This window comes from Faecalibacterium intestinale, from assembly GCF_040096575.1.
Taxonomy (GTDB): Bacteria; Bacillota; Clostridia; order Oscillospirales; family Ruminococcaceae; genus Faecalibacterium; species Faecalibacterium intestinale.
In genome coordinates this window covers 203,653-228,375 of sequence record NZ_JBBMEN010000003.1, presented here as the reverse complement: position 1 = coordinate 228,375, position 24,723 = coordinate 203,653, and the positions used below count along the sequence as shown (strand labels likewise).

Below are 24,723 nucleotides of genomic sequence, written 5' to 3'. Positions count from 1 at the left end.
TTTTTGCCATTTGCCCGCTACAAATCCCGCTGCGGTTGTGGTATACTATAAAGAATATGGGCGGCGTACCGCCGCCTTGCCAACACAAGGAGAATACATCCATGCCAAATGAGATCGACCGCACTTCCTCGGCGCAGCGCCGCAGCTCCAAACTGCTGACGGCGATGGCCATTTTCATCTGTCTGGGCATCGCAGCCTACATGGTGCTTACCCTGCTGGTGAACCGGCAGACCCCCGCGACACCCGACACCCACTATACCGGCACGAACGGCGTCTCTGTCTACTACGACAGCAGCGTGTGGAGCGTGTGCCGCATGACCGAGGACGCAACCCTCGGCACCGTGCTGGAACTTGCCACCGCCGATACGGCAGACAGCGAAGATTATCAGGCCGTGCTGCTGCAGCGCGGCACCGCCGACAGCTACGACAACTTTATTGAGGATTCGGAAGCCGACCTCAAGCAGGCCTACGGCGTCATCAAGCCCCGCAAGGTCAACTTGACCGTGGAGGGCGCGACGGTAGAGGCGGTGCGCTGCGATATCCGCACCTACTACGCCGTGCTGGCGACCATCACCTACGACAGCGGCGATGTGGTCTATGTCTCGGCGCTGACAAAGCTGGCGTCCATCAGCGATGTGGTCAATCTGGTAGAAAGTGTGAGCCTGTCATGAGTGATCTTCGTGCAATGCAGCGGCTTTGCGGCCTGATGCGCAAGGCCGTGCAGGACTATGAAATGATCGCCCCCGGCGACCGGGTAATGGTGGGCGTTTCCGGCGGCAAGGACAGCGTGGCGCTGACCATTGGCCTTTCCATGCTGCGCAAGTACATCGGCTTCGATTACGAGGTGGTGGCGGTCACGCTGGACCCGCAGTTCGACCATCAGCCCATGGACTACTCCGCGCTGGCAGAGCTGTTCCGGCGGCACGGCATTCCCTACGAGGTGCGCCGCACCGAGATCGGCCCTGTGGTGTTCGAGTACCGCAAGGAGAAGAACCCCTGCGCCCTGTGTGCCAAGCTGCGGCGGGGCGCGCTGCACACCGCCGCGCAGGAGCTGGGCTGCAACAAGGTGGCGCTGGGGCATCATCTGGACGATGCCGTGGAGACCTTTTATATGAACCTCTGGCGGGAGGGGCGCATCGGCTGCTTCTCGCCGGTGACCTACCTCTCCCAGCGGGATCTCACCCTCATTCGCCCCATGCTGCTGGCAACCGAGTACGAGGTGCAGTGCGCCGTGCGGGAGGCAGGTTTGCCCATCGTGAAGAGCCGCTGCCCCGCCGACGGCGTTACCGTGCGGGAACAGACCAAAGAATTTGTGCAGGAGCGCTGCCGCACCGACCACGCCTTCCGGCAAAAGACCCTCCATGCCTTGCAGGAGAGCGGCATTGACGGCTGGCGTCCCGTCCACACGGGCCGGGGCAGCTTTATCGTACCAAAAAAGGAAACAGATCATGCAGAAACAACCGTTTGAAAAACACGTCTGGGCCGAGATCGACCTCGAGGCCCTTCGGTATAATTTCCGGGAGGTAAAAGCCCGGGCAGGGGCGCTGCCCCTGTGCGCAGTGGTCAAGGCGGACAGCTACGGCCACGGCGCGGTACAGTGCGCCCGGGTGTTCGCCGAGGAGGGTGCCGCATGGCTGGCGGTCAGCTGCCTGACCGAAGCTGTGCAGCTGCGCAAGGCAGGGCAGACTTTGCCCATTCTCATTCTGGGTCATGTGCAGCCCGCCTACGCCGCCGCCCTGATCCAGAACGACATCACCGTGGCCTGCTACTCCCTTGCGCAGGCACGCGCCCTGAGCGAAGCTGCCGTGGCGGCGGGCGGCAGGGTGCATATCCACCTCAAGGCCGACACCGGTATGGGGCGCATCGGCTTTGCCCTGCGCACCGATTTTGACGCCGCCATCCGGGAGATGCTGGAAGCCTGTGCGCTGCCCGGGCTGGAAATGACCGGCCTGTTCCAGCATTTTTCCGTGGCCGATGACACCGCTCCGGAGAATGTGGCCTATACCGCCGAACAGCACGCACTGTTCGTGAAAGCCTTCCACGCGCTGAAGGCCGCCGGGCGGGAGCCTGCCCTTGTGCACTGCGATAACTCTGCCGGGGTCATGCTGCACCCGGACTGGCCGGAGGGCTTGCCCCGGGAGCGCTGCATGGCGCGCCCCGGCATCATCCTGTACGGCTACGACCCCAGCGACGAGGTACGCTTTGGGCGCTTTAAGCCGGTGATGACCCTCAAGACCGTGGTGAGCATGATCAAGGAGATGCAACCCGGTCAGTGCGCCAGCTACGGCCGCCGCTTTACCGCCGAAAAGCCCACCAAGGTAGCCACCCTTTGCACCGGCTATGCCGACGGTTACCCCCGGCTTTTGAGCTGCGGCAAGGGCGTGGTGGAGATCCACGGCAAGGCCTGCCCGGTGCTGGGGCGGGTGTGCATGGATCAGATGATGGTGGACGTGACCGACGTGCCGGAAGTGCGCGAGGACGATGAAGCCATCCTGTGGGGCGGCACCGTGAGCGACACCGCAGAGACCATCGCCCGCAAGACCGACACCATCCCCTACGAAGTGCTGTGCGGCGTTTCCCGCCGCGTGCCCCGCGTCTACCGCGACCACGGACAGATCGTGGCCGTGGAGGACTGGATCTTAGAAGCATAAAGCTGCCCGGAGGAACTACATGGCAAGAGACAACATCCGCAACTTCTGCATCATTGCACATATCGACCACGGCAAATCTACCCTGTCCGACCGCATTCTGGAACTGACCAAGAGCGTGGACGAGCGCACCATGGAGGATCAGATCCTGGACAACATGGATATCGAGCGCGAGCGCGGCATTACCATCAAGGCGCGTGCCGTGACCATGAACTATACTGCAAAGGACGGCAAGACCTACGAGTTCAACCTGATCGACACCCCGGGTCATGTGGACTTTGCCTATGAGGTCAGCCGCAGTCTGGCCGCCTGCGAGGGCGCCATTCTGGTGGTGGACGCCACGCAGGGCGTGGAAGCGCAGACGCTGGCCAACACCTATATGGCACTGGAGCACGATCTGGAACTGGTGCCCATCCTGAACAAGATCGACCTGCCCAGCGCCCACCCGGACGAGGTGGCGCAGGAGGTGGAGGACGTGATCGGCCTGCCCTGCATGGATGCGCCCCGCGTCTCCGCCAAGACCGGCCTGAACATCGATCAGGTGCTGGAGCGTGTGGTCAGCGATATCCCCGCACCCACCGGAGACCCGGACGCCCCCTTAAAGGCGCTGATCTTCGACAGCATCTACGACAGCTACAAGGGCGTCATCGTCTACATCCGCGTGTTCGAGGGCACAGTGAAGCCCGGCGACACCATCCGTATGATGGCTACCGGCGCAGAGTTCACGCTGGTGGAGGTGGGTCACATGGGTGCCACCGCCCTGACTCCCTGCGCCCAACTGCAGGCCGGTGAGGTAGGCTACCTGACCGCCAGCATCAAGACGGTGCAGGACACCCGCGTGGGCGATACCGTCACGCTGGCAGAGCGCCCCACCGCAGAAGCACTGCCCGGCTACCGTCAGGTCAAGCCCATGGTGTTCTGCGGCATCTATCCCGCCGACGGTGCCAAGTACCCCGACCTGAAGGACGCATTGGAAAAATTGCAGCTGAACGATGCCTCCCTGACCTTTGAGCTGGAGACCAGTGCCGCGCTGGGCTTCGGCTTCCGCTGCGGCTTCTTGGGTCTGCTGCACATGGAGATCATCACCGAGCGTCTGGAGCGGGAGTTCGATCTGGACATCATCACCACCACCCCCAGCGTGCGCTACCGCCTGACTTTGACCGACGGCACGGTGGAAATGATCGATAACCCCTCCAGCTACCCGGATCCCAGCAATATCGTCAAACAGGAAGAGCCCTTTGTGGATGTGCACCTGTACACGCCCAACGACTATGTGGGCGGTCTGATGGATCTGTGCCAGAGCAAGCGCGGCGTACTGATCGATATGAAGTATCTGGACGATGTGCGGGTGGACCTGCACTACGCGCTGCCGCTGGGCGAGATCGTGTACGACTTCTTCGACGCCATCAAGAGCCGCAGCCGGGGCTACGCCAGCTACGACTACGAGTTCAAGGAATACCGCGAGAGCGATTTGGTCAAGCTGGACTTTTTGCTCAACGGAGACCCCGTGGACGCACTGTCCATGATCGTGTTCCGGGACAACGCCTACGCCAAGGGACGCCGCATCTGCGAAAAGCTGCGGGATAACATTCCGCGCAACCTGTTCGAGATCCCGGTGCAGGCAGCCATCGGCGGCAAGATCATTGCCCGCGAGACGGTCAAGGCCATGCGCAAGGACGTGCTGGCCAAGTGTTACGGCGGCGATATCTCCCGTAAAAAGAAGCTGCTGGAAAAGCAGAAGGAAGGCAAAAAGAAGATGCGTCAGCTGGGCAGCGTTTCCCTGCCGAGCGAAGCTTTTACCGCCGTGCTCAAGCTGGACAGCGACGACGATTGATCCGCAAATATGCAAAAAAGGGATGCTGCGCTGCGGCATCCCTTTTTTATGGGAAACTCCCAAATGTGAAATCCGCTCACGACAGCGATGCACTCTTTGCTTTTCACTTTAAATATGTTATAATTTCTTTATATATCAATTCTTGTATTCGTTTTTGGAGAGATGGGCTGCGGCCTTGTGCCGCGCGCGTCTCCCTGCAACGTTCCCCCACAGAAAGGATGTGGCCTTTATCAAAGCAAAGCACGGAAAAGGCGCAGTGCAAAACAGCAGACACAGCGGCGGCGGCGCACAGGCGCCGGCTTCCCGGTGGAAGCAGGTGCTGCTGACCCTGCTGATCTTTATTGCTCTGCTCGCTCTGATCGGCGAGGCGCTGTGGCAGAATATCTGCTATAACCGTACCCACTATACCGCAGAGTTTTATCAGATCCATTCCCGCAAGCTGACCCAGAGCTGCCGGGTCGTTTTTCTCACCGATTTACATCTGCGGGAGTACGGGCAGGATAACTGCGAGCTGGTGCAGGATATCCACAGCCTTGCCCCGGATCTGATCCTGCTGGGCGGCGACCTTGTGACCTACGGCGAGGGCTCCAATTACGACAATATGCTCTCCCTGTGCAGTCAGCTGAGCGAGATCGCGCCGGTATGCGGGGTGCTGGGCAACCACGAGGACGAGCTGTATTTTCTGGACGGCGATCAGGCTTTGGTGGAAAAGTTCACCGCCGCCGGGGTGACCATCCTGCGCAATCAGGAAGCGCGCTATACCGTCCGCGACAATGTCATCAGCATTCTGGGTGTGGAGGGTAGCCCGGAGGACTTTTATAATTACGGAGCAAGCACCTTTATGGACAGCGTGGAGCCGCAGACAGACTACGATCTGCGCATCTGTCTGGCACACGTTCCCACCTACTTTCCTGAGCATCTGGAAAATTATTCCTTTGAACTGGGTCTGGCCGGGCACACCCACGGCGGCATCGTCCGTCTGCCGAAGATCGGCCCGCTTTATAGCGCCGAGGAGGGCTTTCTGCCCGACTATGCCGGTGGCAGCTATGGGCTTGCCAACAACGCCACCCTCATTGTAAGCCGGGGACTGGGCGATTCCAGCTGGGTGCCCCGCATCAATAACGTGCCGGAGCTTTCGGTCATTGACATCGACTAAGCAGTCTGCGCAGAGCGCACAGGCCGCTGCAAAAGGGTAGAATGCCATGGATGACATCAAAGAAAAGATCAAACAGGCGCTGCGCCATATCTGGATCAATAAATACCGTCTGTTTTTCTGCCTGCTGACCTTGTGCTGTCTGTTCGGGCTGGTTCACTATTTCAAAAGTGCGGACAGCGCCACCGCCAGCATCTCCTTCAATTACTCCGAGGCGGCGCTTGGCATGAACCCCAACAAGACCCGCTTCAACGCCTACGAGATCGTTTCGGACGAGGTGATGGAACGCGCCATCCGGCGGGTGGGCTTGCAGGACAGCCTGACTGCCTCCCAGCTGGCCCAGTGTCTTTACCTCAGCCCGGAAGGCACCGGCAGCGCCAATGGCAGCGAGTATATCAGCACCAACTACTATCTTTCCATCAATACCCGCAAACTGGAGCTTGGCAGCCGCAAGGCTACGGATCTTTTGCAGAGCGTGTGCGAATCCTACCGGGAGATCTTTCAGAGCAACTACTGCGACAACCAGAGCCTGCTGAAGGAAAAGCTGGACGTGACCTCTGCGTGTGAGCCTTATCTGCGGCTGAACGAGCTGGAGGTGCGCGCTGAGGGGCTGAACCGCTACCTGAACGCTCGTCTGCAGGAGAACAAAAGCTTTACGGACGAGGCAAACCCCGACTCTGCCACCAACAACTTTACCACGCTGGGTAAAAAGATCAACAATCTGGTAGCTTACGATCTGCCCAATGCCATGGCCTTTGTGATCGAAGGCGGCGTTGCCCGGGATCCGTCCATGCTGACCAGCATTCTGGAATACAAGAACAAAATCGACGATCTTGCCATGCGCACTCAGCAGGCTTATTATGACGCCGATAAAAAGGGCATTTCCATCTACGAAAAGTCCATGACCTCCATCATGATGATCCCCACCGTGGATGAGGACAGCGAATACTATATGTCCCGCACCAAGACCGCCATGGACGCGCTGGCGCGCTCGGCAGACGCTTCTCTGTCCGATGCCACCGATTACCAGTCCGAGATCGTGAGCACGAACTATGTGATCCAGAAGATCCGGGAGCTGGATGCCGGGCAGCCGCGCTTGGCCGAGGCACAGGCCATGGTGAACAAGCTGGAAGCTGCCATCAACGAGATCTCGGAGCAGCTGTTCGTGCTGGACAAAGCCTACGTCAAGTATAAATCCCAGAACTATATCACCTTTAGCTACGGTTCATCCTCCTTTATCCAGCGTCTGAGCCCGAAAAAGACCCTGATGGAGTCTGTTGCCGTGATGCTGGGCGGCGCATGGCTGCTCCACGAACGGAAACGCAGAAAGGTAAGGCACCACAAATGAAAAAGTTTGAGATCCTGCGCTATCTGAAGCGTTTCAGCCTGCTGATCTTTCTGGTGTCGCTGGCAGGTGCGGCCGCCATCTACCTGTATGCGGACGGTCGGCAGAAGTACACTGCATCGGTCATCATCCGCTATACCAACGACGGTATCTCGGACGGCTACACCCCGGACGGCAGCGAGCTGGATGTCAACGAGATCTATTCCTCCACGGTCATTTCGCAAGCCATGGATGCGCTGGGCGCTTCCGGGCGGCTGAGCACCATCCGTTCCAACATTTCGGTGACCCCGGTGATTTCAGAGGATCAGCAGACTATCAATGAGGCACTGCTGGATAAGGGCGAAGAGGTGACCTATTTCCCCGACACCTACAAGGTGAGCCTTGTGGTAGACGGAGCGCTGGGCGCGGGCTATGCCCGCAATATGCTGGATGCTATCATCCAGAGCTACTGCACCTACTACACGGAAAAATATGTGGAGCAGAAGCTCTCGCTCAACCCTTCCTCCGGTCTGCTGGACAACGGCTACGACTACTACGAGTGCATCCGCATTCTGGAAAACGATACCACCGAGATGCAGGACTATCTGCTGAATAAGCGGGAGCACTACCCGGACTTCCGCTCCTCCCGCACCGGCTACACCTATGCAGACCTGTGCGATATCTATTCCGATTTTAAAAAATACACCATCCCAGAGCTGTACGCCTATGTGCTCAACGGTCCGCAGGTGCGGGACGGCACGGTGCTGCAGGAGTATCTGGCCAACTGCATCGAGACTGCAAAGCAGAACGAACAGATCTCCACCGAGCAGCGGGACAGTCTGTGGGCTCTGACCGACCAGTATGTGTACAAGAACGCCGACCTGCTGCAAAACTACTTTACCGACCGGGGCGAGGTGGTGTCCTCGGACTACATCTTGGGCAACATCGAGCTGGAGGGCGCGGGCGATAAGGCACAGACCACCTACGACGGTCTGGTGCTGAAACTGGTGTCACTGGAACAGCAGGTGGCTGCCAGCCAGATCGACCGGCAGTTTCAGGAAGAGATCCTGCAAAGCTTCCGCAACGTGGATTTTGGCGGCACAGACGAGCAGCACGCCAAGATGGAAAGCCTGATCAATGACTACGAGGCACAGCTGAAGCGCTACTACGAGATCATCAATACCAGCAGCAAGGAGCTGAACCTGTACATCAGCGCGGATTATCTGAAGATGATCAGCTCGGTGCAGGTTGCTGCCGCCATCAATGTCAAGCTGTATTTGATGCTGGCGCTGGTGCTGTTCTTCGTCATCGGCTGCTGCGGTGCCGTTCTGCTGGGCCGTATCTCCGATATCGTGGATTATCTGCTGTATGTGGACAAAAAGACCGGGCTGCCCAACCGCGAAAAGCTCAATGTTTATATCAGCAGTATGGCAGACCGCATCCTGCCGGAAGATTATACCTGCTTTGCTTTGCAGCTGGATAATCTGTCCGATATGAGCCGCCGCTTCGGCTACCATGTAGGCGATGGCATCCTGAAGGATTTTTCCGGTCTGCTGCAGCTGATGGGTGATACCGACGGCGTGGTTGGCTACAACGGCGTGGGCAAGTTCCTTGCCTTCTTTGGTGAGTGCAGCAGCCGGAAGGCAGAGGTCATGATCCGCATCCTGCAAAGTCAGGTGGACGAGTACAACAAGCTGAACCCGGAGTACCCCATCCTGTTCACCGCCGCATGGGCGACCTCTTCGGAGGATGATATCTATAATGTGAGGGATCTGGTGCGCACGGCGCAGAAAAAGATGTCCCTGATCGCAGAGGAGGGCGGCTCTGCCCTTGGGACTTCTTGAAAACTGAAAAATTGTTTTCTGTATGGAGTTACGCATACGGAAAAACAGGAGAGTGTAGATGAAACAGTTGCTGAAAAAGCTGACTTACGGGAAACAGCGCACCGCCGCAGTCCCGTCTGTGTTGGTGTTTGCTGATGCCGCTGCCGCAGAGAACTACCTGAAAGCTCTTGCACCGATCCCCACGGGGACCGTGCAAGCTGACAACCAGATAACGCCGCAGTACGACCTGCACATCATTGTGCCGTGCTATAATGTTGCACGCACCATTGTCCGCTGTGCGGACTCCATTCTTTCGCAAAAGACCGGATACACATTTTTTGTGTCACTGGTCAACGATGGCTCGACCGACAAAACACCGGAGCTGCTGGAGCGATACCGCGCAGATCCCCGGGTAGAGATCCTTACACAGGCTAACCGCGGGCTTTCCGGGGCGCGGAACCGCGCACTGGAGCATATCCGGGGAAAGTACATCCTGTTTGTGGATTCGGACGACACCCTGCGCAAAGGTGCCGTAGAGGCGCTGCTGTCCAAAGCGATGGAGACGAATGCAGATATTGTGCAGGGCGGATTTGTCAACATTACCGGGCACGGCCTTGTCTTTGGCCGGACGGGCTACCGGGAGGGCTCTGTTGACGAAACCGGACAGACCCCCTACGGCATGGCATGGGGCAAGGTGATTCGCAGCAGCCTTTTTGCACATCTGAAATTCCCGGAGGGCTACTGGTTCGAGGATACGATCTTTGCCTTCTGCATCGGCCCTTTCCGGCCTGCCCATTACCTGATCCCGGCGTATGTCTATAACTATACCCGGAACCCGCTGGGCATTACAATGCGCTCCCGCAAAAAGGCAAAGGCGGTAGATACCGTATGGATCATGCGGTATCTGATGGCAGAACTGGCACAGAAAAAAGAGGTGCACTCTGCGCAGGTGCAGCAGCTTTTGTTACAGCACATCGCGCTGGCATGGTATCGGCTCTCCCGTTTGGACGAAGCCGTCCAGCAGGCGGCATTTCTGGTGATGCAGCAGATGTATGCTGCGTACTACGCCCCACAGGATATCTGCGTGCAGGACAGCCGTCTGCTGGCACTGCATCAGGCACTGGCGGCGAAAAACTATGGACAGTATCTCGCTGCCGCAGAAAACCTGACATAAGGGCTGCAAACACAGATAAGGGGAGAAATTTATGATACGAGTGCTGCATTCGGTCAGCAATATGGACCGCGGCGGGATCGAGACCATGCTGATGAACTACTACCGGCATATCGACCGCAGCAAGGTTCAGTTTGATTTTATCGTCAACAAGAAAAAGCCCGGCGACTACGACGACGAGATCCGCCGTCTGGGCGGGCATATCTACCAAAGCCCGGGACTTGACCCGCTGCATTACCCGGCGTATCTGCGCTTTGTGCAGCAGACTGTGACCGCAGATCCCCGCATCCGCATCCTGCACGCCCACAACGAGGCGATGGGGCTGTACGCCCTGAAGGGCGCCGAGAAGGCGGGGCTGCAAGTGCGCATTGCCCATGCCCATAATATCTGGATCGTCCGGGACTACAAGTGGCCGCTGAAGATGTTCTGCAAGCGGCTGCTGCCCGGTGCCGCCACCCACCTGTGGGCCTGCGGACGGGATGCGGGCATCTACTACTTTGGAAAAGCAGACTGGGAGCGCCGGGGACAGATCATTCCCAACGCCATCGAGCCGGAGACCTTCCGCTTCTCTCCCGCCGTCCGCGCCGAAATGCGGGCGCGCTACGGGCTGGAAGACCGGGTAGTGCTGGGCCATGTAGGACGCTTTGACGTCCGCAAGAACCACGAGCGTCTGTTGGAGATCTTTGCCGCCTTTTTGCAGCTGGAGCCCCGGGCGATGCTGGTGCTTATCGGCACCGGCAGGCTGGAGCAGGCTGTCCGCGCACAGGCACAGACACTGGGCATCACAGACCATATCCTGTTTGCCGGGCTGCAAAGTAATGTGGCAGACTGGTACCAGCTGATGGATCTCTTCGTCATGCCTTCCCGCTTCGAGGGTCTGCCGGTGGTGGGCATCGAGGCGCAGGCTGCCGGGCTGGGGTGCGTATTTTCGGACGCAGTGCCGGAGGAAGTGCTGCTTTCGCCCCACGCCATCCAGATCCCGCTTTCTGCCAGCAATGCAGACTGGGCAGCTGGCTTGCAGCGGATGCTGCAACAGCCCTGCGACCGCTCTGCCGGTGCAGAACTGATCCGGCAGGCAGGCTACGATATCAACATCGCCGCCGCCCGCTTACAGCAGCAGTACCTGCAACTAAGCGGAGAGGCGTAAGTCACCTGCGGGAACACCCGCTACAAAAGGAGAACCCTTTTTCATGCGCACATTGGATCAGATCCTGACCAAAAAGGATTATAGCCGGAAAACACCGGCCTCTTTATTTTATAAGGACAGCCCGCTGTGGCAAAGGCTGCTGACCATCGGCTGCGTGGTCTTTTTGTCCTGTGCCGGGCTGGGGGAGTGGAAACCTATCAACAGTGCAGTGGGCGGTCTGCCCAAGGCCGTTGCGCTGGGGGTGATCGGGCTGGCGGTGCTGTACGCTCTGTTTTACCCGGACGAAAAGCGCTTCCGGGAGATCTGGAAGCCTACCCTGCTGTATATGTCCCTGATGGTGGCGTTGTTTTTCTGGTCGATAGTCATCTGGATCGAAAGCTTTGCTGCGGTGTCCTCCATGATCCGCAGCTGTTCTAAGCTTTTGTTCCAGAGCATTGCCATCCTTACTGCCGTGGCGCTGGTCTATCTGTTTCGGGAAAAGGCAATCGAACTGTTCACCATCAGCATCTGTATTACCAACACTGCCATCATGCTGATGAGCGTTCCCGGATATGGCGTTGCAGCCAGCCTCCAGTCTCTCATCACCTGTCTGGTCACCTTCGGCGATGCAGACGGCTACGCGCTGCAGCTGGAGATCCATGATCTGACCTTTGTGTTCGGACAGATGGTTTTGTATTATACCGTCTTTGCGCCCCATGACACTCAGCAGGAAAAACGCAAACGTCGGCGGTATCTGCTTGCCTGCTGCTGGTTTTTTCTGGTCGGTATGAAGCGCAGCGCCATTCCGGCAGTGCTCTTGTTTGTTCTGATTGCTTTGTTTTTCCGTAAGCGCAAGGTGCCCAGCTGGGTTTACCCGACAGTGGGCGGGTGCTGCATCCTGTTTTTTCTGGCATTCCTCTACGGTGTGCGTAATGGCATCATTTCAAGGCTTTTGAACAGTGTTGGCGTAGATATGATGGGACGGGACTACCTGTGGAGCATGGCAAACCCCTACTATGAATTATCCATTACCTATTTTGGCCATGGCTTTGAATATGTGGATACCATCATTAGCCAGTGGTACGATGCGGGACTTATCAACCAGCCCTTTCCTTTCCACAACGATATCCTGAAGGTCTTTGTAGAAATGGGCTTTCCGGGTTTTCTGCTCTGGTCCGGCATTCAATATATTCTGACCCCGCTGTTCTGGCAGCACTATGCAGACCAGCAGACCACACTGCTGTATCTGTGCGAACTGGGCTATATGACGGTGACCTATCTGACCGATAACACTGCCTTTTATTTCTGGAGCACGATGGCGTTGCGTCTGGTGACGCTTGCCTATGCAATGGAGCGCAAAAAGCCCCCGAAGCCCAAGGTGTGGATGCCGGACAGTCGGCAGGAGATGCGGGATCGCATCCATATTCTGATGCAGGAGGGCTGACAGAGATGACACAAACCACCAAACGTCTGGATCACATCGACATCGCCAAGGCCATTGGCCTGCTGCTGGTGATCTACGGTCATACCTTTCGGATGTCCATGCGTGCCGCACATCCATGGTGTGCGTTCTCGTATACCTTTGTTTACCGGTTCCACGTCCCGCTGCTGTTTCTGCTCTCCGGTATGGGCTGCACCCTGACCGCGCAGAAGAACCGCAGCCTTTCCGCCCGGCAATACGTGTGCAAAAAGGCACGCAGTCTGCTGTTGCCGTGGGGGATATATTCCGGCTTTTTATACGTTTTGTTTTGCATGGCAAATCTGGTGCCGCCGGTGCGGGCGCTGCTGTCCGGCAGCGCATACCAGCTAAAACAGCCTGCGGAATATCTCTGGTTGGTGCTGCGCAACGAGAACCCCTATGGTTTTCATCTGTGGTATCTGCCTACGCTGTTCTGGTTTGTCCTCACGGCATGGCTGTTGGACAAAGCCTTGTCCCCGGCGGCAGCCCGGGCGGCAAAGCTGGTGTTGGTGGTGGCGCTGCCCGCGTGCTATCAGCTGCTTTTCACCGAATGGTTCTGGGCAGTGAAAAGTTATTTCCAGCAGGGTGCGTTTTTCTTTCTGGGCTGTGTGCTCCCGCGTGAAAAGGCCGAACAGCACGCAAAGCCGCTGATGCTTTTTGGCACCTTGTGCGGCCTGTGGGTGGTGTGGGGACTGCTGTTCCCCACTATGGTCTGGCCTGACGGCCTGCTTGCAGAGGCTGTGTGCACATGGGTGGACTATTTTAAGGTCAGCGGGTTCTGTGTGGGCATCTGGGCGGCGTGTGTGCTGCTGCAAAAGCCCCTGCGGCGGCTGGTTCCGCTGGGGCAGAACACCATGCTGTTCTATCTGTATCACCAGCCCTTTTGCTGCGCAGTGCCGGGGCTTGTGCTGTATGAAAAACTGGGCGTTTCTGCGGGCGGGACAGTTTTCATCTGCGGTGCGGCCGGTCTGGTAGTGCCGTACCTGTTCTGCCGTCTTGCCGGTCGGCTGCATCTGCGTCCGCTGCTGCGTCGGCTCGGCCTGCCGGGATAATCATTTCAAGGAGTTGGGATCATGCCCTGTATTACGTTTATAGTGCCCATTTATAATATGGAGCGCCTGCTGCCCCGGGCGCTGCGCTCACTGCGGGCGCAGACCCTGACCGACTTCGAGGCTATTCTCATCAACGATGGCTCCAAGGACGGCAGCGCCGCGCTGTGCGTACAAGCTGCTGCCGAGGATGCGCGGTTTCGCTTTATTGACCAGCCCAACGGCGGTGTAGCCGCTGCCCGCAATGCGGGTCTGGATGCTGCCCGGGGAGAATATATTTTCTTTCTGGATCCGGACGACTGGGTGGAGCCGGACGCCGCAGAGGTGCTGTACCATACCGTCCGGGACGCGGATGCAGACTGTGTGGAGTTTGGGATGTTTTACGACATCTGCGATGAAAACGGAAAGCTGCTGCACTCTGAAACCGACCACTATACCTTTTCCGGCGTGTACCGGGGCGAGCCCTTCAAGGAGCATTTCGACAAGATGGCGTCCTCGTATCTGGCTGCAAACAAAATGTACCGCAGAGCGTTTCTGGAACAGCACCATCTGCGCTTTCCTCCCCATCAGCTGGGTGAGGATGGAATGTTCTTCGTAGCATTCTATCGCCAGAACCCCGGCTGTCTGGTGGTGCTGGAAAAGCCGCTGTACCATTATGTCATCGCCCGGCGGGGCAGTCTGTCCAACCGCTACCACCCGGAACGGCTGGAAGATAACTTCTACCTGAGCGATGCGGTGTGGGACACCGTTGCCGCGTGGGGCTTGCTGGACAGTCCCATGCACCGCGCAAAGGCCAATTACTGTACCATCCGCGACCTGATGATGGGGATCAAGAACCTTGGCTGCAGCCCGCTTTCCCTCGCCGAGCAGACTGCTTGGCTGCGCAGTGCGTTGCAAAAGCCCCGGGTGCGCACAGCGGTGCGCAGCACCCCGCTGCACGCCATGCAGAGCCGGAACGACCGGGTAAAGCTGCTGCTGCTCAAGCTGCGGCTGTACCGCACGGTGCTGATGCTTTCGGGTGTAAATCAGCGCAAGAATACCTGAAGAGGAGCGCAAAAATCCCCCCGCTGCCAAGCAGGCAGCGGGGGGATTTGTTACCGATTTAAATGAAAATCAGCGCTTAGTTCTGCTTCATGCGAGCGAAGCAGTCAGAGCAGTAGACCGGACGGTCCTCACGGGGCTGGAAGGGAACCTTGCAGGTCTTGCCGCAAGCTGCGCAGACAGCGTCGAACATCTGACGCTCGCCGCTGTTGCTGCGTGCGCCGCCGTTCTTGCGGGCGTCACGGCAGGGCTTGCAGCGCTGGGGCTGGTTCTCGAAGCCGCGAGAAGCGTAGAACTCCTGCTCGCCGGCAGTCCAAACAAATTCCTTACCGCAGTCCTTGCAGACCAGAGTCTTGTCTTCAAACATAGTAGTATCTCCTCTTTAGTTAGTTCTTGCCCACGGAAGGATTGTAACCATACCTTTGGTTTTGGGACCATCGCGCTGATCAGTAAGCTTACCAGGGGCTTGAATAGATAAACGCCCTCGGATTGAGGACTTTCCTATTGTACCGTTATTTTTAAGATTTGTCAACCAAAAAACAACCGTTCGCCCTTTTATTTGTACACATGGCACAAACCGACAGCATATATTTGGGTAAAATCACCGCCGGAAGATAGAAAAGCGGTATACTGCACAAGGTCAGCGCCCTCGCCCTCTCCGTCACGGCTTACGCCGTGCCACACTCCCCCTTTTGTCGCTGCGCGACATCTTCCCCCGGCCGGGGGAAGTCTTTCCTCAAAGGGAGAGGCCTTGGCAATGAGATGAAGTTTGCGTGGACTGCCAAAGGCTCTCCCTTTGGGAGAGCTGGCAATGCCGATAGGCATTGACTGAGAGGGCGAGGATGCTAAAGTAAAAACAGCTACAATAAAGAAACTGCCGATTTTCTGAAATATCAAAAAGGGGCTGCTGCACATTCTGTGCAGCAGCCCCTGCAAAGCCCTTTGGGAAAAGCTTACTTCTTTTCGATGACTTCCTTGGTGTCGCGGGCAATCATCAGCTCCTCGTCGGTAGCAATGACCAGCGTGCGCACCTTTGCGCCCCAAGCGGTGATCTCGCACACATCGCCAATGGGGTGCTTGTTCTTCTCGGTGTCGATGCGGATGCCCAGCCAATCCATGTGGTGGCAGATTTTTGCGCGGGCAATGGCATCGTGCTCGCCGATGCCGCCGGTAAAGACGATGGCATCCACGCCGCCCATGGCTGCAATGTAGCTGCCGATGGTCTTTTTGATCTGATAGTTCAGCATATCGGAAGCCAGCTGTGCGCGCTTGTTGCCGGCCTCGGCAGCCTCTTCCACGTCACGCTTGTCGCTGGAAACACCGGAGATGCCCAGCAGGCCGGACTTCTTGTTCAGGATCTCGTCCAGCTCGTGGCCGGTGATGTTCAGGGTGTACTTCAGGTAGTTGACCACAGAGGGGTCCAGATCGCCGCAGCGGGTGCCCATCATCAGGCCGGCCAGCGGGGTCATGCCCATGGAGGTATCCACCACCTTGCCCTGATCGACTGCGGCAATGGAAGAACCGTTGCCCAGATGGCAGGTGATCAGCTTCAGGCGCTCAATGGGCTCCTCCAGATACTCGGCTGCCTTGTGGGCAACGTACTTGTGGCTGGTGCCGTGGAAGCCATAGCGGCGCACGCCGTACTTCTCGTAGTACTCGTAGGGGATGGCGTACATATAAGCCTTCGGCGGCATGGTGCTGTGGAAAGCGGTGTCGAACACGGCTACCATGGGAATGTTGCCGAACACCTTGCGGGCGGCTTCGATACCCAGAATACCGGCGGGGTTGTGCAGGGGAGCCAGCGGGCTCAGCTCGCGCAGGGTGTTGATGACCTCATCGGTGATCAGGCAGCTGCTCTTGAACTTCTCGCCGCCGTGCACGACGCGGTGACCGATGGCGTCGATCTCGCTCACGTCATTGATGCACTTGCCTGCACCGGTGGTCATCTTCTTCACGACCTCGGCAAAAGCCTCGGTGTGGGTGGGGAAGATCGCCGGGGTGGTAGCCTTGGTGCCGTTGGCCTCGTGAGTGATCATGCTGCTCTCCATGCCGATGCGCTCGCACAGGCCTTTGCACAGCACCTTCTCGCCGTCCATATCGATCAGCTGATACTTCAGGGAAGAAGAACCGCAGTTAATAACCAGAACTTTCATCTGTGTTGCCTCCTGAAAATTTTTGTACCGTCCGCAGCCTGAAAAAACCTGCGGACAGAATTTTACAGATTCCTATGTTTATTATATAATAGGGATGGCGGCTTTTCAAGGCGCAACCCGGGCAAAGCGGTAAAACTTGTGTACAAGGTTTTTGTACATCCTGCCCACAAATCCCGGAGACGGCAGGATTTTTCTGTATATCCGATATAAATTTAACAATCTTTTGGTGAAAAGGAGCAGTTCCATGAAGTTTGCAGGCATCATTGCGGAGTACGACCCCTTCCACAACGGCCACGCATGGCAGCTGGCGCAGGCGCGGGCACTGGGGGCGCAGCGGGTGGCTGTTGCCATGAGCTGCGGGCTTACCCAGCGGGGTGCGCTGCCGCTGCTGCCGGAGCCAGTGCGGGTGCAGGCGGCGCTGGCCTGCGGGGCAGACCATGTGTTTGCCCTGCCCGCGCCCTGCGCCTGCGCCGGTGCCGAGGCCTTTGCCCGGGCGGGCGTGCGCATTCTGGCAGCTGCCGGGTGCGATGCGCTGGTCTTTGGGGCAGAGACCCCGGACACCGCCCTGCTGCAAAAAGCCGCCCGGGTGCTGTGCAGCGAAGAATACCGCACCGCGCTCAGGCAGCAGCTTGCCGCCGGGGCACGCAGCTTTGCCGCTGCCCGGCAGGCGGCGGTGCAGGCGCTGTGTCCGGGGTCGGACATTGCCGCCCTGCTGGACAAGCCCAACAATAATCTTGCCGTAGAGTATTGTAAAGCCATCATAGAACAAAATGTAGAAATGCAGCCCATCGCCCTGCCCCGGCAGGGGGCAGACCACGGGCAGGCGCTGACCGAAAGCGCTCACGCAGCCTTTGCCAGCGCCAGCGCCCTGCGGACGCTCTGGGCGGAGGGCGGCGCGGCGGCGCTGGCGCCCTATGTGCCGGAAAAGGCACTAAAATTGTATATACAAGCGGAATATGACGGAAAGTATACAGATTTTGCAGTCATGGGGCACTGCGAGCTGGCACTGCTGCGGGCTGCCTGCACAGAGCAAGCTCCCTTTGCAGCAGTGCGCGGAGTATCCGAGGGCTTGGAGCACCGGCTGGAAAACGCCGTGCGGGAGACCGCAAGCCTGCCCGCTTTGCTGGATGCCCTGACCACCGTGCGCTACCCCCGGGCACGGATGCGGCGGCTGGCGATGGATGCGGCGCTTGGCTACACCGCCCAGACCCCGGCGCTGCCGCCCTACCTGCACCTGCTGGGTGCGCGCAAGGAAGCGCTGCCCCTGCCCGGGGAGACGGCGCTGCCGCTGTCCCACTCGCTGGCGCGTCTGTCGCGGGAAAACGGGACCTGCGCCCAAATGGCTGCCGCCCAAAGCAGAGCCAGCGACCTTGGTGCGCTGTGCCGGGCAAAACCGGAGCCGATGGGCGGGATATATCGTCAAAAAATTATCTTTTTGACGAATTGACAAAAAATAACGTGAAAAATTTTATATTGTGCCCTCTTGTATCCGGCGCGGTTCGGGTGTATGATTAAAGCAATGCAATGTTGGATACAACAAACCTGTAAAAAATGACTGTCCCCGCAGGGGAAACACAAGGAGGAACCCATGGCACTTCATGTTCTGGACGAAGCCAACCGCTGCCTCGGCTGCAAAAAGCCGATGTGTCAGGAGGGCTGCCCCATCCACACCAATATCCCGGAGGTCATCCGTCTGCTCAAGGCAAACCAGATGGACGATGCAGGCCGGATGCTGTTTGAAAACAATCCCCTGACCACCGTGTGCAGTCTGGTGTGCAACCACGAAAAGCAGTGCGAGGGCCACTGCATCCGCAACCGGATGCTCAGCCACGACCCGGTGCACTTTTCCATCATCGAGGACTATATCTCTACCACCTACGCCAACAAGATGACCGCAGGCCCTGCCCCGAAAAACGGCATGAAGGCCGCTGTGGTGGGCTCCGGCCCGGCGGGCCTGACCATCGCCGTGCTGCTGGCGCGCTGGGGCTATGACGTGACTATCTTTGACGCCCGGGATAAGATCGGCGGCGTGATGCGCTACGGCATCCCCAACTACCGCCTGCCGGACAGCGTGCTGGACGATTTCCAGTACCGCCATCTGGAGCTGAAGGGCATCAAGGTGCGCCCCAACACTACCATCGGCAAGACCATCACCATCGATGACCTGTTCCGCGACGGCTACAAGAGCGTGTTCATCGGTGCCGGTCTGTGGAAGGCCAACGCCATGCACATCAAGGGCGAGAGCCTTGGCAACGTAGCCTTTGGCATCGACTATCTGGCAAACTCCAAGGCTTTCCGTCTGGGCGATGACGTGGCTGTCATCGGCGTGGGCAATTCCGCCATGGACTGTGCCCGCACCGCTATCCGCAACGGTGCCCGCCATGTTACCTGCTACGCCCGCCGGGACGAAAGCTGCATCAGCGCTTCCGAGTACGAGGTCAGCTACGCCAAGCTGGAGGGCGTGGGCTTCCGCTTCTGCAAGACACCGGTGGAGATCCGGGAAAACGGCCTGATCTGCCGCGACACCGTCAAGGGCGAGGACGGCAAGTTCACGCAGGTGGAGGGCAGCGAAACTCTGTACCCCCACACCGGCGTCATCGTGTCGGTCAGTCAGGGCTCTGAGAGCAACCTCGTCAAGACCACGACCGGCATCGAGACCAACCAGAAGGGCCTGCTGAGCGTCAGCGAGGACGGCCGCACCACCCGCGAGGGCGTGTTTGCCGGCGGCGACGCCGTCATGGGCGCACGCACCGTGGTGGAGGCTGTGGCCGTTGCCAAGAAGGTGGCTGTCGCCATGGATGAGTATATGAAGAGCCTGCCCGCCGACACCGATGCCGACCCCTATGCCGGCATCCCGGTGTTCCAGACCCCTACCTCTGACGTGCTGGGCAAGCAGCAGCTGTAATAAGACGATTTTGCATGGCCTCCGCTTTGCTTTGGCCATGTTCAGCGGAAAGAATATTTTTGATTTCGGGACACCGGAGCGTCTGCGGACGCTCCGGTGTCCCATTTTCACAGAGAGAAATTCATGTTGTAAAAAAGGGTATCGGAAACGCTGCGGCGGTTCCGATACCCTTTTCATTATAACATTACCCGCAGGGTAAACTGTCCGTCCTTTGCGGCAAAGCTGGTCAGGCCGCCGTACCGCTCTGAGATGGCGCAGATGCTGCGCACCCCAAGCCCGTGGCCGGGCTGGTCGGTGACCGGGATGCCATCCCGGAGCTGCACGTCCGGCAGACAGCTGTTGGTGATCTGCAAAAACAGCTTGTGGCCTTTTTCGTGCCCGGAGGTCTCGATAAAGGCTTCGTGCCCGGCTTCGCGGCAGCGCACGGCGGCGTGCAGGGCGTTTTCCAGTGCGTTGGAAAGCAACACGCACAGATCGCTCTCCGAGACGGCCGGCTTTTGCGAGATGCCTGCCTGCACCGTGAACTGTACCCCGGCCTTGGCGGCGCGGTCTGCAAAGGCAGAAAAGATGAGATTCGCAGCTTCGTTCTCGCAGTAGACGGTCACCTTGCCGGCCTCGATCTCACTGCACACGCTGCGGATGTAGCCCAGCGCCTGCTCGGTGCGGCCATTCTCGATGCAGCCTGCCAGAAACTGCATATGGTGGCGCAGGTCGTGGCGGTAGGTGCTGGCGCGCTGCTGGGAAAGGCGCAGTGCTTCGATCTCGCGCATGGCCTGCGTGACCTGCAAGTTCAGGCTGGTTTGTAACTGCTCCATCTGGATGCGCTGCCGCTCCACCCGGGAGGCGCGCAAAATGGAGCACAAAAAGGCTGCGCAGCACACAAAGAACATGAACTCCACCGCCGCCGGGTTTGCACCGGACAAAAGGCTGGTGTAGACACGGGTGATGTAATCAAAGAGATAACCCACCAGCGGCACGATGCCAAACTGGCACTGCACGGAAGCCGGGTAGCGGGAAAGCTGCCGCATGGAGGGGGCAAGGAACCGGATGAACAGCAACAGCAGCGGCAGGGTGAACAGCAGCTCAGCCACCGGCTGCACCAGCGGATGCTGCGGGAAGAACAGCGCCACGGCCAGCGCCGCCCAGCGCCGCACCTGACAGCACAGGTAGGCCGTGAGCACCGCCACCAGCGGCCAGACCTTCTGTCCGCTGAACAGCACCAGCACGACATACAGCGGCAGGTGGGTGATGAGGGGGTAAAGGTACTGGGCAGCCGTGGGACTGGTGCCAAAGTAGAAGATGCCCTGCAGTGCCAGCAGCCCGGCGGTGCAGCCCGCCAGCGCCCAGCGCTTTTTGCCCGTCCAGCGGATGGGGCAGAACGCCGCACTGAGCAGGATACCGAAAATGCCTACTGCTGCACCGTCCAGCACTTCCGGCAGAATGCCCGGGGCGGTCACAGGACGACCTTCTTTCCCGCAAAGGCGTATTCCAGATACTGATCCCGCACGGCGGTAAAGCGCCCGTGGGGCAGCGGCACCTCGGCAAGGCTTTCCATGGTGATGCTCTTGGCGGTGATGTTCTGGATGTACTCCATGTTTACCAGATAGGAGCGGTGCGGGCGCAGAAAGCCCGGGTAATCTGCCAGCTGCCGTGCCAGCTCGTCCATGCTGCCGCTGCTCTCGATGACGGTGCCGTCCAGCAGATGGAATACCAGCGTGCGCCCCTGCACCTCGCAGTATTCCAGACTGTCCAGTGTAATGCGGGTTACGCCGCTTTTGCAGCGCAGGATCAGGCTGTGCTGGGTGCGCTTGCGGCACTCGGCCAGCACAGCATCGGTAAGGCGGAAAAAGCTGTCCTTCCAGATGGGCTTGAGTTGGTAGTAGTATGCGCCTACCACATAGGACTGTACGGCAAATTCCGAAGAGGAAGTGACAAAGATGATCTGCACCGCCGTGTCGTACTGGCGGATCTCCCGCGCGGCATTGATGCCGTTGATGCCGGGCATGAGCACATCCAAAAACAGCACGTCAAAGCGCACCCCGGCTTCGATATCTGCCAGAAGCTCCATGGGTTTTGTATAGGGAAACAGCTCCAGCTGCACACCCCGCAGGGCACGGTACTGCTCCAGAAAATCCTGCATCTGATGCAGCAGGGCGGCATCGTCATCACAGAAAGCGATCCGGGTCATAGCAAAGAAATCCTTTCCGAACAAAAATCTACCCTTTAACGATACCACATCTGCGCCGTTTCGTCACGTCTTTTTCGCAAATTTACCTTTTGTTATAGGTGGGGTTCCACAAATTCTTTCCCGTGAAAATGGGACACCGGAGCGTCCGCAGACGCTCCGGTGTCCCGAAATTATAAATAATCTTTCCGCTTGTTTTTTAGTACGAGCTCAGCCCAAGGCTTACGTCCAGCGCCTGATCCACCCGCTTCTGGTCGGCGGCGGTGATCTGCCCGGCGCGCTCCCGCAGGCGGTGCTTATCCAGCGTGCGGATCTGTTCCAGCAGCACCACGCTGTCCTTGGCAAGGCCGGTGTCCGCCGCCCGGATGTTGATGTGGGTGGGCAGGCGGGTCTTGTCCAGCCGGGATGTAATGGCTGCCGCGATCACAGTGGGGCTGTGCCGGTTGCCGATCTCGTTCTGTACGATCAGCACCGGGCGCACACCGCCCTGCTCCGAGCCCACCACCGGCGAAAGATCGGCGTAGAAAACTTCTCCTCTGTGTACCTCCATGGAATCTCCCTCCTGTTTGTCTGGAGGATGTGCCCCGCTATGTGATGCGTCCGGCGCATCCTGTCTGCTCTCAGTATGCGCAGACCGGGTGCGGCTTATGCAGTGCGGGGGCGATATTCCATTGTATGCACAAAGGGCGGTCAGCTTTCCTCTTCCAGCGTGCAGAAGGCCAGCGCCATGCCGCCCTCGTGGCTTAAGGAGAGCCGGGCCCGCAGCCGGTGCTGCGCCACCCATGCGGCGGTCTGCCCGCTGAAGCGGTAGGCCGGGGCACCGTTTTCCTGCCGGACGGCCTCGATCTCACATAGAGAAAAAGGCTCCCGCAGGCCGGTGCCTGCCGCCTTGAGAAAGGCTTCCTTGGCGGCAAAATCTGCGGCGGCGCTGGCAAGGCGGTGGGCGTTCAGCGGCGCAGCAGAGCCTTCCAAAAGCCCCAGCGCCGCCTGCTCAGCCGGGCCGTACACCCGGCGCACAAAGGCTGCTGCGTGGGCAGAGGAAAGGCTTTTTTCCAGATGGGAAAGGCTGCACAGGTCGCAGCCGATGCCGTAAAGCATACAAAGGCTCCTTTCGCGGGCAGAATGCCGCCCGGACATCGTTCATCTTGCCGGAACATTGCTGGAAATTTTGTACAGGATGTGCAAATCCGGCGTAATTATCTTGAAGTTTCGGCGCATTTCGTGTACAATGAGACTAGTTTCAACCGAAGGGGGTGTATTGCGTGGGAGACGCAACCGCGATTTTCTCCATCCACGATAAAAAGGACTATGAGATCCACGAGATCGTACAGCAGGTGTACGATGCTTTGAAGGAAAAAGGCTATAACCCGGTCAATCAGCTGGTGGGCTACATTTTGTCCGAAGACCCTACCTACATTACGACCTATAAGAATGCCCGTGCCATGATCCGCAAGGTGGATCGTGACGACCTGCTGCAGGCTATGCTGCGCAGCTACCTCAACGTGTAATACGGTCCTTTTCAGCCCCGCTGTCTGCATAAGACGGCGGGCTTTTTTATTGCAGATGCAGTTTTCCTCTGCGACCCCACCCGTGAAAATGTGTTTGGAGCACTCCGCAGAGTGCGACAAACACGAAATTATAAATATGATTTCCGCTGAATATGTGCAGAGCAAAGCGGAGCACATTTTAATCGTTTTCCACCAGCGGCAGGGTGAAGATCTGGTTCACCACCACCTCGTACTCCCACGGCTCCCGCAGCTTTTTCAGCTGCTTTTCCAGCTTTTCCGCCCCGGCAAAGCAGTGGATGAGGTAGAACCAGTGCCCCTTCATCCGGCTGATGGCGCAGCCCGCGCTGCCGAACAGTTCAGTGTAGCCGTGGTACAGGTCGGTCAGGTAGCCCCGCAGCTCCTCCTTGGCGGCGGGCGCACCGCCCCGCGCCCTGCGGAAGAGCGCCGGGTCAGCAATGAGCCCGCGCCCCACCATGATGCCGGACAGGGCGGGAAACTCCTCTTCCAGCGCGTGGAGCTGGGCGGCGGTGGTCACATCGCCGTTGTAGCACACCGGCATGGTGCACCGGGGCAGCGCAGCCGCAAAGGCGGCGCGGTCGGCCTGTCCGCGGTACTGCTGCCGCATCACCCGGGGATGGATGGTCAGCTCCGAGATGGGGTAGCGATTATAAATTTCCAGAATGGCGGCAAACTCTTCCGCCTTCTCCACACCCAGCCGGGTCTTGACCGAGACAGGTCCCTCGGCGCGGGAGAATACCCCGTCCAGAAAGGCATCTACCTTGGCCGGGTCCCGCAGCATCCCGGAGCCCTTGCCCTTGGCGGTCACCGTCCCGGCGGGACAGCCCAGATTCAGGTTCACCTCAGTATAGCCCAGCGCCCGCAGCTGCCCGATCATCCAAGCAGCCAGCTCGCCGTCCTTCGCCAGCAATTGCGGGATGACCGGCGCACCGGGATTTGCCGCCGGGGCAAGCTCTGCCATCTTCTTTTTAATGAGCACCCGGTTCTCCGGCGGGGAGATAAACGGCGCATAATAGCGGTCGGCAGCGCCTTGTGCGCCGAACCATTTCTGATGGGCCTGCCGCCAGACCCGGTCTGTGAACCCCTCCATGGGGGCAGCATAATAAAGCATGGGCGTTTCTCCAAACGTTTTTGTTACCGGTATTGTAGCATAAAATCGGGTGAGGGGAAAGGGGAGTGGACGGGGGAAACTCCCCCAGTCATCGCTGCGCGATGCCAGCCCCCTCTAAGATGGGGCCTTTGGCATGGCGGTACAGTTTCCGGCTAAAGTGCAAAGTTTGCGGGTGCGCCAGAGGCTCCCTCCCAGAGGGAGCTGGCAAAACCGTC

The 24,723-nt window shown here is 58.7% G+C and carries 22 protein-coding genes; 15 read left to right on the top strand and 7 right to left on the bottom strand.

The window, feature by feature from the left end; translation table 11 throughout:
* Nucleotides 1-101: 101 nt before the first annotated feature.
* The 12 genes from WMO20_RS04335 to WMO20_RS04280 all read left to right on the top strand — a co-directional run bounded on the left by WMO20_RS04335 (nucleotide 102) and on the right by WMO20_RS04280 (nucleotide 14,631).
* Nucleotides 102-671: a hypothetical protein gene (locus WMO20_RS04335; RefSeq protein ID WP_349150864.1), complete on the top strand. Its 570-nt coding sequence runs from the start codon at nucleotides 102-104 to the stop codon at nucleotides 669-671.
* On the top strand, nucleotides 668-1,468 hold the full coding sequence (locus WMO20_RS04330; RefSeq protein WP_316540416.1) for a tRNA 2-thiocytidine biosynthesis TtcA family protein: 801 nt from the start codon (nucleotides 668-670) through the stop codon (nucleotides 1,466-1,468). Before WMO20_RS04335 ends, WMO20_RS04330 begins: the two co-directional genes overlap by 4 nt.
* Nucleotides 1,449-2,651 (top strand): alanine racemase, encoded by a 1,203-nt coding sequence (alr, locus tag WMO20_RS04325; protein ID WP_097783053.1) that lies wholly within the window; start codon nucleotides 1,449-1,451, stop codon nucleotides 2,649-2,651. Before WMO20_RS04330 ends, alr begins: the two co-directional genes overlap by 20 nt.
* Nucleotides 2,652-2,670: 19 nt before the next feature.
* On the top strand, nucleotides 2,671-4,482 hold the full coding sequence (gene lepA, locus WMO20_RS04320; protein ID WP_112090745.1) for a translation elongation factor 4: 1,812 nt from the start codon (nucleotides 2,671-2,673) through the stop codon (nucleotides 4,480-4,482).
* 256 nt (nucleotides 4,483-4,738) lie between these two features.
* The gene (locus tag WMO20_RS04315) at nucleotides 4,739-5,638 is read left to right on the top strand and encodes a metallophosphoesterase (protein WP_349185959.1); all 900 of its coding nucleotides are present in this window, start codon (nucleotides 4,739-4,741) and stop codon (nucleotides 5,636-5,638) included.
* A 46-nt stretch (nucleotides 5,639-5,684) separates the two neighbouring features.
* Complete coding sequence (locus WMO20_RS04310; protein WP_349185958.1) at nucleotides 5,685-6,983, top strand: hypothetical protein; 1,299 nt, start codon at nucleotides 5,685-5,687, stop codon at nucleotides 6,981-6,983.
* On the top strand, nucleotides 6,980-8,803 hold the full coding sequence (locus WMO20_RS04305; protein WP_349185957.1) for a GGDEF domain-containing protein: 1,824 nt from the start codon (nucleotides 6,980-6,982) through the stop codon (nucleotides 8,801-8,803). Before WMO20_RS04310 ends, WMO20_RS04305 begins: the two co-directional genes overlap by 4 nt.
* Before the next feature lie 58 nt (nucleotides 8,804-8,861).
* Nucleotides 8,862-9,956: a glycosyltransferase family 2 protein gene (locus tag WMO20_RS04300; RefSeq protein WP_349185956.1), complete on the top strand. Its 1,095-nt coding sequence runs from the start codon at nucleotides 8,862-8,864 to the stop codon at nucleotides 9,954-9,956.
* Nucleotides 9,957-9,987: 31 nt separating this feature from the next.
* Nucleotides 9,988-11,100 (top strand): glycosyltransferase family 1 protein, encoded by a 1,113-nt coding sequence (locus WMO20_RS04295; protein ID WP_349185955.1) that lies wholly within the window; start codon nucleotides 9,988-9,990, stop codon nucleotides 11,098-11,100.
* A gap of 43 nt (nucleotides 11,101-11,143) precedes the next feature.
* Entirely contained in the window at nucleotides 11,144-12,523 is a 1,380-nt protein-coding gene (locus WMO20_RS04290) for an O-antigen ligase family protein (protein WP_349185954.1), read from the top strand.
* A gap of 5 nt (nucleotides 12,524-12,528) precedes the next feature.
* Entirely contained in the window at nucleotides 12,529-13,590 is a 1,062-nt protein-coding gene (locus WMO20_RS04285; RefSeq protein ID WP_349185953.1) for an acyltransferase family protein, read from the top strand.
* A gap of 21 nt (nucleotides 13,591-13,611) precedes the next feature.
* Nucleotides 13,612-14,631 (top strand): glycosyltransferase family 2 protein, encoded by a 1,020-nt coding sequence (locus WMO20_RS04280; protein WP_349185952.1) that lies wholly within the window; start codon nucleotides 13,612-13,614, stop codon nucleotides 14,629-14,631.
* Nucleotides 14,632-14,707: 76 nt separating this feature from the next.
* On the opposite strand, the gene WMO20_RS04275 is transcribed toward WMO20_RS04280, so the two are convergent.
* Entirely contained in the window at nucleotides 14,708-14,995 is a 288-nt protein-coding gene (locus WMO20_RS04275; RefSeq protein ID WP_112090753.1) for a zinc-ribbon domain containing protein, read from the bottom strand.
* A gap of 586 nt (nucleotides 14,996-15,581) precedes the next feature.
* Nucleotides 15,582-16,781: an acetate/propionate family kinase gene (locus WMO20_RS04270; protein ID WP_349185951.1), complete on the bottom strand. Its 1,200-nt coding sequence runs from the start codon at nucleotides 16,779-16,781 to the stop codon at nucleotides 15,582-15,584.
* A 244-nt stretch (nucleotides 16,782-17,025) separates the two neighbouring features.
* Between WMO20_RS04270 and WMO20_RS04265 the strand changes: the two genes are divergently transcribed.
* Nucleotides 17,026-18,228: a nucleotidyltransferase family protein gene (locus WMO20_RS04265; protein ID WP_349185950.1), complete on the top strand. Its 1,203-nt coding sequence runs from the start codon at nucleotides 17,026-17,028 to the stop codon at nucleotides 18,226-18,228.
* Nucleotides 18,229-18,369: 141 nt separating this feature from the next.
* A complete protein-coding gene (locus tag WMO20_RS04260) occupies nucleotides 18,370-19,686 on the top strand; it encodes an NAD(P)-dependent oxidoreductase (protein WP_349185949.1) in 1,317 nt (438 codons plus the stop codon).
* A 176-nt stretch (nucleotides 19,687-19,862) separates the two neighbouring features.
* On the opposite strand, the gene WMO20_RS04255 is transcribed toward WMO20_RS04260, so the two are convergent.
* The 4 genes from WMO20_RS04255 to WMO20_RS04240 all read right to left on the bottom strand — a co-directional run bounded on the left by WMO20_RS04255 (nucleotide 19,863) and on the right by WMO20_RS04240 (nucleotide 22,969).
* Nucleotides 19,863-21,143 (bottom strand): sensor histidine kinase, encoded by a 1,281-nt coding sequence (locus tag WMO20_RS04255; protein ID WP_242983199.1) that lies wholly within the window; start codon nucleotides 21,141-21,143, stop codon nucleotides 19,863-19,865.
* Complete coding sequence (locus tag WMO20_RS04250) at nucleotides 21,140-21,874, bottom strand: LytR/AlgR family response regulator transcription factor (RefSeq protein ID WP_316545490.1); 735 nt, start codon at nucleotides 21,872-21,874, stop codon at nucleotides 21,140-21,142. The genes WMO20_RS04255 and WMO20_RS04250 overlap by 4 nt, the downstream gene beginning before the upstream one ends.
* A gap of 196 nt (nucleotides 21,875-22,070) precedes the next feature.
* Nucleotides 22,071-22,421, bottom strand: coding sequence for a type II toxin-antitoxin system PemK/MazF family toxin (locus WMO20_RS04245; protein WP_005921241.1), 351 nt, complete (start codon nucleotides 22,419-22,421; stop codon nucleotides 22,071-22,073).
* A 140-nt stretch (nucleotides 22,422-22,561) separates the two neighbouring features.
* Complete coding sequence (locus WMO20_RS04240; protein WP_349185948.1) at nucleotides 22,562-22,969, bottom strand: holo-ACP synthase; 408 nt, start codon at nucleotides 22,967-22,969, stop codon at nucleotides 22,562-22,564.
* Nucleotides 22,970-23,133: 164 nt separating this feature from the next.
* On the opposite strand from WMO20_RS04240, the gene WMO20_RS04235 reads away from it, so the two are divergent.
* Nucleotides 23,134-23,379 carry an IreB family regulatory phosphoprotein gene (locus tag WMO20_RS04235; protein ID WP_005921243.1) on the top strand — a complete coding sequence of 82 codons (246 nt, stop codon included), beginning with the start codon at nucleotides 23,134-23,136 and terminating at the stop codon, nucleotides 23,377-23,379.
* 178 nt (nucleotides 23,380-23,557) lie between these two features.
* Here WMO20_RS04235 and WMO20_RS04230 read toward each other — a convergent pair whose 3' ends face one another.
* Complete coding sequence (locus WMO20_RS04230; protein WP_349185947.1) at nucleotides 23,558-24,508, bottom strand: tRNA dihydrouridine synthase; 951 nt, start codon at nucleotides 24,506-24,508, stop codon at nucleotides 23,558-23,560.
* Nucleotides 24,509-24,723: the final 215 nt, after the last annotated feature.